Source organism: Mesorhizobium sp. WSM4983, assembly GCF_029625765.1.
In the GTDB taxonomy this organism is placed as follows: domain Bacteria; phylum Pseudomonadota; class Alphaproteobacteria; order Rhizobiales; family Rhizobiaceae; genus Mesorhizobium.
Map to the genome: position 1 here is coordinate 88,528 of NZ_JARTVM010000008.1, position 12,776 is coordinate 101,303.

General features: G+C 65.1%; 16 protein-coding genes. 11 read left to right on the plus strand and 5 right to left on the minus strand.

Annotation, left to right across the window (positions count from 1 at the left end; all coding sequences use genetic code 11):
• Window positions 1–57: 57 nt before the first annotated feature.
• On the minus strand, window positions 58–996 hold the full coding sequence (locus tag P9254_RS20865; protein ID WP_127214577.1) for a tyrosine recombinase XerC: 939 nt from the start codon (window positions 994–996) through the stop codon (window positions 58–60).
• Between the two features lie 98 nt (window positions 997–1,094).
• On the opposite strand from P9254_RS20865, the gene rimM reads away from it, so the two are divergent.
• Both rimM and trmD read left to right on the plus strand, forming a co-directional pair.
• A complete protein-coding gene (rimM, locus tag P9254_RS20870) occupies window positions 1,095–1,691 on the plus strand; it encodes a ribosome maturation factor RimM (RefSeq protein WP_278103898.1) in 597 nt (198 codons plus the stop codon).
• A complete protein-coding gene (gene trmD / locus P9254_RS20875) occupies window positions 1,688–2,389 on the plus strand; it encodes a tRNA (guanosine(37)-N1)-methyltransferase TrmD (protein ID WP_127403547.1) in 702 nt (233 codons plus the stop codon). Before rimM ends, trmD begins: the two co-directional genes overlap by 4 nt.
• Here the strand turns inward: trmD and P9254_RS20880 are convergent.
• Window positions 2,371–3,123 (minus strand): sulfite exporter TauE/SafE family protein, encoded by a 753-nt coding sequence (locus tag P9254_RS20880; RefSeq protein ID WP_278057053.1) that lies wholly within the window; start codon window positions 3,121–3,123, stop codon window positions 2,371–2,373. The genes trmD and P9254_RS20880 overlap by 19 nt on opposite strands.
• Before the next feature lie 322 nt (window positions 3,124–3,445).
• On the opposite strand from P9254_RS20880, the gene rplS reads away from it, so the two are divergent.
• From rplS to leuC, 6 genes are all read left to right on the plus strand, one after another.
• The gene (gene rplS, locus P9254_RS20885) at window positions 3,446–3,964 is read left to right on the plus strand and encodes a 50S ribosomal protein L19 (RefSeq protein WP_040974610.1); all 519 of its coding nucleotides are present in this window, start codon (window positions 3,446–3,448) and stop codon (window positions 3,962–3,964) included.
• 80 nt (window positions 3,965–4,044) lie between these two features.
• Window positions 4,045–4,245, plus strand: coding sequence for a hypothetical protein (locus P9254_RS20890; protein ID WP_189413726.1), 201 nt, complete (start codon window positions 4,045–4,047; stop codon window positions 4,243–4,245).
• Window positions 4,246–4,308: 63 nt separating this feature from the next.
• Window positions 4,309–5,106 carry a transporter substrate-binding domain-containing protein gene (locus P9254_RS20895; protein WP_095782807.1) on the plus strand — a complete coding sequence of 266 codons (798 nt, stop codon included), beginning with the start codon at window positions 4,309–4,311 and terminating at the stop codon, window positions 5,104–5,106.
• A gap of 257 nt (window positions 5,107–5,363) precedes the next feature.
• Window positions 5,364–6,176, plus strand: a complete 813-nt coding sequence (locus tag P9254_RS20900) for an amino acid ABC transporter permease (protein ID WP_095799636.1) — start codon at window positions 5,364–5,366, stop codon at window positions 6,174–6,176.
• A 57-nt stretch (window positions 6,177–6,233) separates the two neighbouring features.
• A complete protein-coding gene (locus P9254_RS20905; RefSeq protein ID WP_095825183.1) occupies window positions 6,234–6,869 on the plus strand; it encodes a class I SAM-dependent DNA methyltransferase in 636 nt (211 codons plus the stop codon).
• 280 nt (window positions 6,870–7,149) lie between these two features.
• Entirely contained in the window at window positions 7,150–8,559 is a 1,410-nt protein-coding gene (gene leuC / locus P9254_RS20910; protein ID WP_066991840.1) for a 3-isopropylmalate dehydratase large subunit, read from the plus strand.
• Window positions 8,560–8,619: 60 nt separating this feature from the next.
• Here the strand turns inward: leuC and P9254_RS20915 are convergent, their stop codons facing one another.
• A complete protein-coding gene (locus tag P9254_RS20915; RefSeq protein ID WP_066991843.1) occupies window positions 8,620–8,934 on the minus strand; it encodes a hypothetical protein in 315 nt (104 codons plus the stop codon).
• Between the two features lie 126 nt (window positions 8,935–9,060).
• Between P9254_RS20915 and P9254_RS20920 the strand changes: the two genes are divergently transcribed.
• Both P9254_RS20920 and P9254_RS20925 read left to right on the plus strand, forming a co-directional pair.
• On the plus strand, window positions 9,061–10,254 hold the full coding sequence (locus P9254_RS20920; RefSeq protein ID WP_278057060.1) for a GGDEF domain-containing protein: 1,194 nt from the start codon (window positions 9,061–9,063) through the stop codon (window positions 10,252–10,254).
• A gap of 115 nt (window positions 10,255–10,369) precedes the next feature.
• The gene (locus P9254_RS20925) at window positions 10,370–11,572 is read left to right on the plus strand and encodes a GGDEF domain-containing protein (RefSeq protein WP_278057062.1); all 1,203 of its coding nucleotides are present in this window, start codon (window positions 10,370–10,372) and stop codon (window positions 11,570–11,572) included.
• Here P9254_RS20925 and P9254_RS20930 read toward each other — a convergent pair.
• The gene (locus P9254_RS20930) at window positions 11,556–11,909 is read right to left on the minus strand and encodes a hypothetical protein (RefSeq protein WP_067322927.1); all 354 of its coding nucleotides are present in this window, start codon (window positions 11,907–11,909) and stop codon (window positions 11,556–11,558) included. The genes P9254_RS20925 and P9254_RS20930 overlap by 17 nt on opposite strands.
• A gap of 102 nt (window positions 11,910–12,011) precedes the next feature.
• Window positions 12,012–12,386, minus strand: coding sequence for a hypothetical protein (locus tag P9254_RS28990; protein ID WP_336619658.1), 375 nt, complete (start codon window positions 12,384–12,386; stop codon window positions 12,012–12,014).
• A 49-nt stretch (window positions 12,387–12,435) separates the two neighbouring features.
• On the opposite strand from P9254_RS28990, the gene P9254_RS28995 reads away from it, so the two are divergent.
• Entirely contained in the window at window positions 12,436–12,630 is a 195-nt protein-coding gene (locus P9254_RS28995; protein ID WP_336619659.1) for a hypothetical protein, read from the plus strand.
• Window positions 12,631–12,776: the final 146 nt, after the last annotated feature.

The following is a 12,776-nucleotide window of genomic DNA, read 5'->3' on the forward strand; positions in this document are numbered from 1 at the left end:
CGCTCCGCTCGTTGCTTCGCCTTGAACGAGGAGGGCAGGGTGGCTCCGTCAAACGCTTCACGCCCTTGGATGCGCCCGGTCGTAGATGTCGAGCAGCCTTGCCGTATCGACGCCGGTATAGACCTGGGTGGTCGACAGGCTGGCATGGCCGAGCAGTTCCTGGATGGTGCGCAGGTCGCCGCCACGGCCGAGCAGATGCGTGGCGAAGGAATGGCGCAAGGCATGCGGCGTCGCGGTTTCCGGCAGGTTGAGGGCCGAGCGCAGCTTCGCCATCTCGCGCTGGACGATGGCCGGATTGAGCGGGCCGCCGCGAGCGCCGCGGAACAGCAGCTCTTTCGGATCGATGTGGAAGGGACACAGCCGCCGGTATTCGGCGACCGCCCTGAGCGCCACCGGCAGCACCGGCACCAGCCTTGTCTTGCCGCCCTTGCCGGTGATGCGCAGCACCGTGTCGGCCTCGGTGGCGAGATCGGCCCCGGTCAGGCCCAGCGCTTCCGAGATGCGCAGCCCGGAGCCGTAGAGCAGCGTCAGCACGGCGGCGTTGCGGGCGGCGATCCAGGGTTCTTCCGCCAGTTGGCCCTCGACAGTCACGACCTGCTTGGCATCGCTCGCCGTCAGCGGTTTCGGCAGCGATTTCGGCTGACGCGGCGCGCGCAGAGCGGCCGCACCCGCCGCGTTGACGAGGCCGCGCTTTTCGAGAAAGCGCAGCAGCGAACGGACGCCGGCCAGGCCGCGGCCGAGCGTGCGGGCGCCGGCGCCGCCGTTGCGGCGCGCGGCGAGGAAGCCGCGCAGGTCGGCCGGCCGCAGGTCGGCGATATCGGAGATACCTGGCGGGCCGCCGCAATGCCCGGTCAGGAAATGCAGGAACTGGCGCGTGTCGCGCTCATAGGCTTCGACCGTTTCGGGCGACAGCCGGCGCTCGCGCGCCAGCATCTTGAGCCAGCTCTCGCGCGCCGCCTGGAGGTCGGGTTTTGCCGGGATGAGGAATTCCTGCATGCCGGCATTTTCGGGCAGTCAGGTTAGGAAGCGGTGAAGAGCCGATCATTGAAATGGCGGCTTCAGAGGGTTAGAGCAGGGCAAAGGAAGTGATGCCGATGTCGAAGCTCGAGAACCCTGTACAGATGGCCGTGATCGGCGCCGCGCACGGCATCAAGGGCGAGTTGCGGGTGAAAACCTTCACCGGCGATCCGCTGGCGCTGGCCGACTACGGGCCGCTGCATGCCAAGGATGGCCGAGCCTTCCAGATCCTCGACATCCGGCCGGCCGGCACGGTCGTGGTGGTGCGCTTCAAGGGCGTCAGCGACCGCAACACGGCCGAGGCGCTTGCCGGCACGGAGCTGTTCGTCGACCGTTCGGTGCTGCCGGACGACGGCGAGGAGGACGAGTTCTACCATGCCGACCTCATCGGCCTTGAGGTGAGGGACGATACCGGCGTCATCGGCAGGGTCGTCGCCGTGCATAATTTCGGCGGCGGCGACATACTCGACGTCACGCTCGCGGGCCGCAAGGGTGTGCTGATCCCGTTCACGCAAGCCGCGGTGCCGCATGTGTCGATCGCCGACGGCTTCGTTCAGGTCGATCCCCTGGCGGCGGGGCTGGTCGAGGACGAGGATAGCGAAGCCGCCGGGCGGCCCGGTTTCGACCCGAAGGGCCTGCCGCGCGGACCGAAGGACGCCGGGGGCAACCGGTGAGCTTTGCCGCCTCGGTGCTGACGCTCTATCCGGAGATGTTTCCGGGTGCGCTTGGGCTTTCGCTCGCCGGCCGGGCGCTGGAAGCCGGCACCTGGTCGCTGGAAGCGATCCAGATCCGCGATTTCGCCACTGACCGGCATCGCACCGTCGACGATACGCCGGCCGGCGGCGGCGCCGGCATGGTGATGCGCGCCGACGTGCTGGCCAGGGCGATCGACCACGTTTCGCCGCAGGGCGATGAACGTCCAAGGTTGCTGATGAGCCCGCGTGGAAAACCGCTGACGCAGGCCCGGGTGCGCGAGCTCGCCGCCGGGCCGGGTGCCGTCATCCTGTGCGGCCGGTTCGAGGGCGTCGACCAGCGGCTGATCGAGGCGCGCGGTCTGGAGGAAGTCTCGATCGGCGATTTCATCCTGTCGGGCGGCGAGCCGGCGGCACTGGTGCTGCTCGATGCGGTGGTGCGGCTGCTGCCGGGGGTGATGGGCAACGCCGTCTCGGGCGAGGAAGAAAGCTTTGAGAACGGCCTGCTCGAGCATCCGCATTACACGCGGCCGCAGGAGTTCGAGGGCAGGCAAATCCCCGAAGTGCTGACCTCCGGCAATCACAAGAAGATCGCCGCGTGGCGTCGCGCCGAGGCGGAGAAGCTGACGCGGGAGCGCCGGCCCGATCTGCTGGCCGGTGCTCAGCCCTTGGTAAAGTAATAAAAGGCCAGAAACAGGCCGACGGCGACGACGAAGCCGCGCACGACACCTTGCGGCACGCGCCTGGCGATCCACACCCCGGCATAGCCGCCCAGCGCCCCGCCGGGGATCATGACGATCGCCTGCGGCCAGGCGACGACGCCGCCCGAAACGAAAACCAGGATGGCGATTGCCGCGATGACCACCGCCAGCATGTTCTTCAACGCATTGAGCTTGTGGTAGTCGCCGGCCTGCGTCAGGCCGAGGGTGGCAAGCATCATCACGCCCATTCCGGCGCCGAAGAAACCGCCATAGACCGAGGTCAGCAATTGCGCCAGCGATCCGGCGAGCGAGCCGAGCGAGGCCTGGTGCTCCGCTCCGGCCGCCGGCTTCAGCCACGGACCGGCCGCGAACAGGGCGGTCGCGGCGATTAGCAGCCAGGGCACAAGCGCGCGGAAGGACGTGTTGGAGAGCGCCAGCAGAATGAGCGAACCGGCCAGCGCGCCAAAGCCGGATATCACGCAGAGCACAAGCGCTTGGCGCCAGAAATGCCTGATGTCGTTGAGATAGGCGAGCGTCGAGGTGATGTAGCCCGGAAACTGTGTCACCGAGGACGTTGCGTTAGCGACGATCGGCGGCAGGCCGACCAGCGTCATGGCACCGAAGGTGACGAAAGTGCCGCCGCCGGCGACGGCGTTCACCGCGCCCGAGACAAAGCCTGCTAAGAAGAGCAGGACGGCATCGAAGAATGTCATCGAGGGAGGCCTGGGAAATAGCTTTCTCCGACTTAGAAAGCTTGCATGGCGCGCGCAACCCGGCACGGAGGCAATATGATGGGGCCATAGTTTTCAAAAATTAGGCGTCAAAGGCGTGACAAAGCGCCGAAATAGCTGTATGTCGCCGCCCGAACCGGAAGAACGATCTTCCGGACCCGTCAACAAATGGCGGTGTAGCCGTCCCTGTCCGATGCCCCCGATTTGAATGTCTGGGCAAAGGACATAGCCGAGCGGTCATTGGAACTGCAAGGCAAGTCGAGGACGCTCTGGCTGTCGGAAGAACAAGAAGTGGATATTTGAGATGGATCTCATCCGTCAGCTCGAGGCCGAGCAGGCCGCCAAGATCGAAGCCAAGCGCAAGCTGCCCGAATTCCAGCCTGGCGACACCGTGCGCGTCCAGGTGCGCGTCACCGAAGGCAGCCGCACCCGCGTCCAGGCCTATGAGGGCGTCGTCATCGCCCGTTCCGGCTCCGGCTTCCAGGAGAATTTCACCGTCCGCAAGATTTCCTACGGCGAAGGCGTCGAGCGCGTGTTCCCGGTCTACTCGCCGATGGTCGAAGGCGTCGAGATCGTGCGCCGTGGCAAGGTGCGCCGCGCCAAGCTCTATTACCTGCGCGACCGTCGCGGCAAGTCGGCACGCATTTCGGAAAACACCGGCGTGCGCGCCCGCAAGCTGAACGATGAAGAGCGTGATGCGCTGAACGCCGAACGCGCCCGCATCGAGGCCGAGAAGGTCGCCGCCGCCGAGGCGCTGGCTGCTGAGAAAGCCGCGCAGGACGCCGCCGAGAAGAAGGCTGCGGAGTCCGCGTCGGCCGAATAAGGCGCTTCCGTAGATTGTCTTGGAAAGGCGGCTTCGGCCGCCTTTTTCGATTGGATGTGCAGGCGGCGCTTGCCTGAAGCATGCCGCTGGATCGCGCCGAGCTGAAAGCCCTGCATGGCACGCTGACCCGGCTGGTCGCCGGGTTGCGCGAAGCGGTTGCGGATTGCGCGGATGGTCCGTCGCAGGCTGGGTTCGGGAAGCGTGCCGATCAGAGCATGGGAATCCGCTTTGGCGCTCATCGGTGCAGCGGATCGGCTTGCAAGGCGCTTGCGGAAAGCTAAAGTCGGCGCCGGTTTTTCTCTTGGGGCGAGCGTAGCGCCGCCAGTCACGTTCGGGAGTTCGTCATGATCAAGTCGAAACTGCTGCTGGCCGGCCTATTGGCCTGCCTTCTCGCGCCCGCTGCGGCGCTCGCCGACACGCTGCCCGATCTCGGCGGCAGAAAGGTCGTGGTGGTGACCGAAAACGCTTACCCGCCGCTGCAGTTCATCGACAAGAAGACCGGCAAGCAGATCGGCTGGGAATATGACGCGATGGATGAGATCGCCAAGCGGCTGAACTTCAAGGTTGAGTACCAGAACACCTCCTGGGACGCGATGATCCAGGCCGTTTCCGACAACCAGTACAATATCGGCATGACCGGCATCACCATCAAGGACGAGCGCAAGGCGAAGGTCGACTTCTCGGACCCTTACATGCGATCGGAACAGTTCATGCTGGTGCGCGGCGACGAGAGCCGCTTCACCGACGCCAAGAGCTTTGCCGCCTTCAAGGACGGGCTGATCGGCGCGCAAGCCGGCACGACGCCCTTCTACACCGCCGTCTACAGCGTGCTCGACGGTAATGAGCAGAACCCGCGCATAAAATTGTTCGAGACCTTCGGCGCCAGCGTGCAGGCGCTGAAGTCCGGCGATGTCGACGTGGTGCTGACGGACGGCACCGCCGGCAAGGGCTATGTCGACGCCTCCGAGGGCAAGCTGAAGCTGATCGGCGGGCCGCTCGGCAGTGAGGATTTCGGCTTCATCTTCCCCAAGGGCTCCGACCTGGTGAAGCCGGTCAACGCCGCGATCGCCGCGCTCAAGGCCGATGGCACGCTCGATGCGCTGAACAAGAAGTGGTTCCTCGACTACAAGATGGGGCAGTAGCCCACGTTGTTGACGGCAGTGCCTGTGCAGGAAATCGCGCTGACTTGGCGCATGAGCACCCCCCTCTGCCCTGCCGGGCATCTCCCCCTCAGGGTGGGAGATTGGCAGTTTCAGCGCCTCCGCACATTCTGCATCGATGGTTTGCGAAAGCCGATCGACCATCTGATCTCGCGCCTTGAGGGGGAGATGGCCTGCAGGCCAGAGCGGGGTACCTGGGCGCCATCCTTTCTGGGTCGTTACACCGGCGGCACGTCCTGATGACCGCCACGACGTCCACCGCCAAATCCGAATTCCCCTGGTGGCTGGCCGCAGCGGCCGTTCTGGCGCTCGCCGCGGCGCTGGCCATCGCCGCCAGCGACCTTTACGCCGAGGTCTTCGCCACCGTCGCCAAGGGCATCGGCATCACCGTCTTCGTCACCGTGGTCGGCTTCGCGCTGGCCTCGGCGCTTGGACTCGGCATCGCGCTGATGGCCTTGTCGGGGTCGCAATGGCTGCGCCAGATCGCGCGCTTCTATGTCGAGATCATCCGCGGCGTGCCGATCCTGGTGCTGCTGTTCTGGATCGCTTTTGCCGGGGCGCCGGCATTCGTCGCGGCGTGGAACGCGCTGACGGCGCCGCTGCAGAGCGCCGGCTGGATCGGCGAGCTCCTGGTGCGCGACATCTCGCTTCTGTGGCGCGCCATCATGGCTCTGACCATCGGCTATTCGGCCTTCATCTCGGAAGTGTTCCGGGCCGGCATCCTGTCGGTCGAGAAGGGTCAGATCGAGGCGGCAAAGGCGCTCGGGCTGACGCGCGTGCAGCGCTTCCGGCTGATTGTCTTTCCGCAGGCGATCCGCACCATCCTGCCGCCGCTCGGCAACGATTTCGTCGCCATGGTCAAGGACTCCTCGCTGGTCTCGGTGCTGGGCGTTGCCGACATCACGCAGATCGGCAAGGTCTATGCCGCCGGCTCGTTCCGCTTCTTCGAGACCTATTCGATCGTCGCCTATATCTATCTGATCTTGACGGTCGGCCTGTCGCTGGCGCTGCGGGCGCTCGAGAAACGGCTGCGACGGCAGCATGAGCAATAGCCCCCGGGCCAAGAGCGCGCTACGCTTCCTGGGTTAGTAACGTCCAGGAGCTGACCCATGAATTTCGACAAGCCCAATGCGGCGCTGGACTCCGTCTATTCGGCCGAGACGCCGGAGGCGCTCGCCAAGGCCTATGCCGAATGGGCGGCGACCTATGACGGCGAGACCGCCTCGCTCGGCTATCTGCTGCCCTTCCTTATCACCGCCTGGGTGGCGCGGCATGTGCCGGCGGGCGAAGGCCCGCTGCTCGACGCCGGCTGCGGCACCGGCCTGTCCGGGCCGTCATTGAAAGCGCTGGGCTATGGCGACATCTGCGGTCTCGACCTTTCAGACGACATGCTGAAGATCGCAGGCAGCCGCAATGCCTATGGCGAGCTGAAGAAGGCGATGCTCGGCGGTCCGCTGCCCTGGCCCGACAGTCATTTCCGCGCCTTCTTCTCGACCGGCGTCTTCACCATCGGCCACGCGCCGGCCGAGGGCCTGCACGAACTCGTGCGCATCACGAAGAGCGGCGGCCACGCCATCTTCACAGTGCGCGACCAGGTTTTTGAGAGCGGTGGCTTCCAGGCGGTGTTCGACGATCTCAGGCAGGCAAGGAAATGGCGGCTGGCCGAGGAAAGTCCGTGGTTTCGCTGCTATGCGATCGGCGACCCGGACGCGCTGGTGAAGACTTTCGTATTCGAGGTGCTGTGAGCGCGGCTTCCCCTTCTCCCACAAGGGGAGAAGGCAAAGCTACCGCAATTGCCGAAAAGCCAAAACGTTGATATGAGCAGCGCCATGGAAGAGCTTTTCAGCGATCCGGCCTATAAGGGTTTCGTGCTGCAGGACAGGAAGCGCCTGCCGTCGCGATTTGCCGCGCGCGTCTGCGGCGCGCTCACCAGCCGACTTAGCTGAGGCGACCGATCCGGTCGCTTCGCCGGTCAGAAGCCCCGGCGCCAGCTTTTGCCATTCTCATATCGACGGATTTACGCACATGAGCGCACCGCGCACCCTCTACGACAAGATATTCGACGACCATGTCGTCGACCGCCAGGACGACGGCACCTGCCTGCTCTATATCGACCGCCACCTCGTCCACGAGGTCACCAGCCCGCAGGCCTTCGAAGGCCTGCGCATGAGCGGCCGAGACGTTCGCCATCCTGAGAAGACGCTCGCCGTGGTCGACCACAACGTGCCGACCTCGCCCGAGCGCAAGTTCGGCATCAAGAACGAGGAAAGCCGCATCCAGGTCGAGGCGCTGGCCAAGAATGCCAAGGATTTCGGCATCGAATATTATTCGGAGAACGACGTCCGCCAGGGCATCGTCCACATCATCGGGCCGGAGCAAGGCTTCACGCTGCCCGGCATGACCATTGTCTGCGGCGACAGCCACACCTCCACGCACGGTGCGTTCGGCGCGCTGGCGCACGGCATCGGCACTTCGGAAGTCGAGCATGTGCTGGCGACGCAAACTTTGATTCAGCGCAAGGCCAAGAACATGCTGGTGCGCGTTGACGGCCAGCTTCCGGAAGGCGTCACCGCCAAGGACATCATCCTCGCCATCATCGGCGAGATCGGCACTGCCGGCGGCACCGGCTACGTCATCGAATATGCGGGCGAGGCGATCCGCTCGCTGTCGATGGAAGGTCGCATGACGATCTGCAACATGTCGATCGAAGGCGGTGCGCGCGCCGGCTTGATCGCGCCGGACGAGACCACCTTCGCCTATGTGAAGGACAAGCCGCGCGCGCCGAAGGGCGCCGCCTGGGACGCCGCGCTTGCCTACTGGAAGACGCTGCATTCCGACGAAGGTGCGCATTTCGACAAGGTGGTCGTGCTCGATGCGCAAAAACTGCCGCCGATCGTCTCCTGGGGCTCCTCGCCCGAGGATGTCGTCTCGGTGCAGGGTTTCGTGCCGAATCCGGCCGACATCGCCGACGAGAACAAGCGTTCCTCGAAGCTGCGCGCGCTCGACTATATGGGGCTGACGCCCGGAACCAAGATCACCGACATCACGCTCGACCGCGTCTTCATCGGGTCCTGCACCAATGGCCGCATCGAGGACCTGCGCGCCGCCGCCAAGGTTGTCGAGGGCAAGAAGGTCAATCCGCGCGTGAACGCCATGATCGTGCCGGGCTCCGGCCTGGTGAAGGAGCAGGCCGAAGCCGAAGGGCTCGACAAGATCTTCGTCGCCGCGGGCTTCGACTGGCGCGAGCCCGGCTGCTCGATGTGCCTGGCGATGAACGACGACCGGCTGAAGCCGCATGAGCGCTGCGCCTCGACTTCGAACCGCAATTTCGAGGGCCGGCAGGGTTTTAAGGGCCGCACCCATCTTGTCTCGCCGGCCATGGCGGCGGCGGCGGCAATCGCCGGCCATTTCGTCGATATCCGCGACTGGAAGTAACGGCCTGCCGCGGACGCGATCAAAGGCCCGGAGCGCACCGCGTTCCGGGCCTTTTGTCGCTCAGCGGTCGCCGAGCCGGATAATCTCGTGGAACTCCTCACGTCGGCCAGGCTCGTCGGCAGCGACGATCAGCGCCAGTTGCTGCTCGTCGAAAATCTTGAACCACTCGTCCCATTCGACCAGCTCGTAGCCGCCGGCGTTGGGAGGCCGCTCCGGGCGGTCGTCGTCCTCATAGGCGTTCTGGCCAAAAACCAGGCGCAGCATGGGTTGCGTGCCGGCCTCGGGCGAAATGTCGACAATGGCCGGAAATCCGGCGCGCGCCGCCGCCCAGGAACGGATCGCATCGTGCTCGGTCAGGGTGATTGTACCGGCCATCGGCGTTCTCCTGTTTTGTGTTGAGAACGCCGGTCTCCCGGAGCTGTTCCAAGCCGTCGCTTAACCGCTTGTTTGTGCTTCCCGACTAGCATCTCCCCTTGGGTAACTTGGGGAAGTCACGGTCCGTTGGACACCGGTCTGCTCATAGCGCTGCTCAATCCGACGATAGCGCTGGCGCTCGGCGCTGCGTTCCTCGTGCTGTGGTTCTACCAGCGCCATCGTCCGTATCTGGCGGTGCTGGCGGCGAGCTACTGCCTGTCGGCGTCGGGTTTCCTGCTGCAATATTTCACGCTGCCGCTCGGCATCGTGGCGACCAAGCTGATCTCCAACATATGTTTCACGATAGCCGCCTGCTGCCTTTCCGGCGCGATCATCGCCCGCTACGGCCGGCGCGTGCCTTGTTTCGGCATCGGGCTCATGGCCGGCGGCGGGCTCGCCGCCTTCGCATGGTTCATGTTCGTCGAGCCGGATCTTACCTGGCGCGTGCTCAGCATGAATTTCGGCTTCGGCGGCCTGAGCCTGCTCGTCGCCGCCGAGCTCAGGACAGTGCGCAACAATGGCCCTGAGAAAATCCTGGTCGCGCTGGCCCTGCTTTCCGCGCTGAATTTCACCGCCCGTACCCTGATCGTCGTCATCGCGCATGGACCGTTCCCAAGCTATGACGGCTTCTACGGCTCGTCCTACTGGACGACGGCGCTGCTCTCGCACGCGCTTTTGTCGCTTCTGATCGCGCTCTGCCTGTTCACGGCGGCCGCCCTCGACGTGCTGAAGGCACTGAAGGCCGAGACGCACACCGACCCGTTGTCCGGTCTTCTCAACCGCCGCGGCTTCGAGGACCGGGCAGCACTGCTGCTCGATCAATGCGCCAAGGCCGGGTTTCCCGTCGCGCTGGTGCTTGCCGACCTCGATCACTTCAAGGCGCTCAATGACCAGCACGGACATGAGGCGGGCGACCGAGTGATTGCCGACTTCGCTGCCAAGCTGCGCTTTGCCACGGGCGCGCGCGGGGCTGCGGGCCGCATCGGCGGCGAAGAGTTCGCCGTGCTCCTGCCGCTCAGCGATCTCGCCGCGGCGCGCCTTTTCGCCGAAGCGATCCGCACTTTCTATTCGGCCGGGGCCGTCGACGGCCTGCCGCCCGGCACCAGGGTGACAGCGAGCTTCGGCGTTGCGGCCCGCAGCGGCGCGGAAGGGCTGGCGCCGCTGATGCGGCGCGCCGACGAGGCGCTCTACAAGGCCAAGAGGAATGGCCGCGACAGCGTCCGCCTTTCCTACGAGCGCCCCGAAACCGCCTTCGTGCCCGAAGCGGTGAGCGTCGGCTGAAAATCGCAGGCTCCAGAGCACCTGACAACAGCCAACATCACTGCCCGAAGGCGACGGACGTTAACGTGTTTTTCGCCCGTCGATGGTTTTCTGCCCGGGGGGCTTCGAAGGGAACATGGGCAGCGCTGATTTCATCCTGGTGATCAATCTGCTCGTCGCCGGGCTGTTGGCCGCGGCCTTCGCGGCGATCGCCGTCCACGACGTCGGGCGTGTGTCGGCGCGCTGGCTGGCTTTCGGCTATTTGCTCGGCATGGCCTATTTTGCCATCGAGTTCAGTATCCCCGCTTTTGCCGATGCCCGGCTGCCGGTTGTCATGGCCTTCGCTGTCTTCCTCGGCGCAACCATCGCTTTCAACGGCGGGCTTGCCCACAAATATGGCGTGACGCCGCCCTGGGCGCCGATGCTGGTCTTGCTGGCCGTGGCCTCGGCCGCCGTCTATCTGGTGCAGGACCTGCCGCGATACTCGCTCACCCGCATGTTGGCCTATCAGCTTCCTTATGCGGCCATGCAGTGCACCGCGCTTGGCATCGTGCTGTCCTCCAGGCAGCGGCTCGAGCGGCTCGATCACCTCCTGATGCTCGTGCTCGCGGCAAGCGCTCTGCAGTTCGCTTCAAAGCCTTTCATCGCCGGCGCGTTGGGCGGCTGGGGCGCCAATCCGCAATCCTATGTGCAGACGGGTTATGCGCTGGTGTCGCAGTCGCTTGGCACCGTGTTCGGTCTGGCGCTGGCGCTGCTCGCGCTCGCTATCCTGGTGCGCGACGTGCTGGCCGAGGCGATGTCGAAATCGGAGACGGACACGCTGTCGCGGCTCCTCAACCGCGGCGGTTTCGAACGCCATGCCGAGCTGGCGTTGCGGGATGCGATGCGCCGGGGCGTTCCGGTGGCGCTGGTCATCGCCGACCTCGATCACTTCAAGAGGATCAACGACAGCTACGGCCATGCCTGCGGCGATCGTGTCATCGAGACCTTCGCAGGCTTGCTGCGCGAGGCGGCGGCCGAGCATCACGTCGCCGGCCGCATCGGCGGCGAGGAATTCGCCATCATCCTGCCCGGTACCCATCTCGCTGCCGCGCGATTGTTCGCGGAAGGCGCGCGCAGCGCCTTTGGCGGGCTGCCGATCGAAGGCCTGCCCGCCGATCATCGCTGCAGCGCGAGCTTCGGCGTCGCCGAGCTTGCCGTGGACGAGGATTTTTCAGATCTGCTGCGGCGCGCCGACGAAGCGCTTTACGCAGCCAAGAATGCCGGCCGCGACTGCGTTCGCGTCTCGCTCGGGACCGCGCGCCGGCAGTTCCCGGCGGCGGTCAGCGGCAGGGGCTGAGGTTGGGCATCTCGCCGTCGGAGAGGCCGTACATATAGGAACGGCCCTTGATGAAGACCGGCGGCTGGTAGCAGCCCGGGGCACCGGCTGCGTCGGAATCGTAGAGGACGTCGGGCTGGCCGGCGCCGGTGAAGTTCGAGAGCTGCTTGGCGTGCCTGCCCTCACCGACGATGATGCGCTTGTAGCCGGCGGCGCTGTCGATGACGAGATTGCCGAAGGAATCGGCATAGACGCGGTCGTGATGGCGCAGGCCGGCTTCGGCCGGCACAGCAATGGCGGTGGCAAGTGCAGCCAGCGTCGCGACCGCCAGGCCTGCCCGCACTGAATTCGAACGCATATCGCTCTCCCTTGGACGGTGCGACCCTCGGGATCGCCCTGCAAACGTCGTGCGAATCGGAAATTAACCCTTTCTTAACCTTTGTTAAGGGGCAGACAGGCTTCAGGAGGGGAACTTAATGAACATGGTTAATTTCGGCGCCTTGGCTTCCACTCCGTCCATCGCCCCGTCCCGGCCCAGCCGACCCAGGCGAGCTTGATCTTGGCGCATTGCGTGGCTAGCGTGCCGCGCACGAAAGGGGCAGCACATGATGTTTGGCCGCGCGATTTGGGTGTCGCTCGTTGTTCCGCTGCTTCTTGCGGCTGCGGCCTGCGTGCCGCAGGACGGCGTGCCGAAGGCGGCGAATACTTTATCGCCAACAGTCTCGCCCGTTCCAAGCAGCCAACCCGTCGCTCCCGGGGCTGGAGCTGCCGCAACGCCCAAGACATCGACAACAGCTTCGCCACCCGCAACCAAAATCACCACCGACTTGACCATGCCGCGAGCCGGCGTCGGAACGGCCACCTACAGGTGCGGCGACGGCGGCATGATCACCATCCAAAATCTCGGCTCGTCGCTGCGCGTGCTCGGGCCGGATGGCTCGGCCGAAGTGTTTCCAGCGTCGCCCGCCAACCAGACCAGCCGCTATCAGGAAGCGGCGACGCATGACGCAATCGTGATCGACGGTCGCGAGGCGCTGGTGATGAAGAAGGGGTCCACGCCGCAGAGCTGCAAAAGATAACGGATTTATTGCACCGCAGCGACGTTGCGCCGGCTGCAGATCGGCCGCTAATCGATTGAAGCTGAATTTCCCCGTTTTGTCAGACTAAATGACGTTTCCAAAACGATTTTCCGGCTTTGACGCGGTGCAAAAAGCGCATTAGAAAC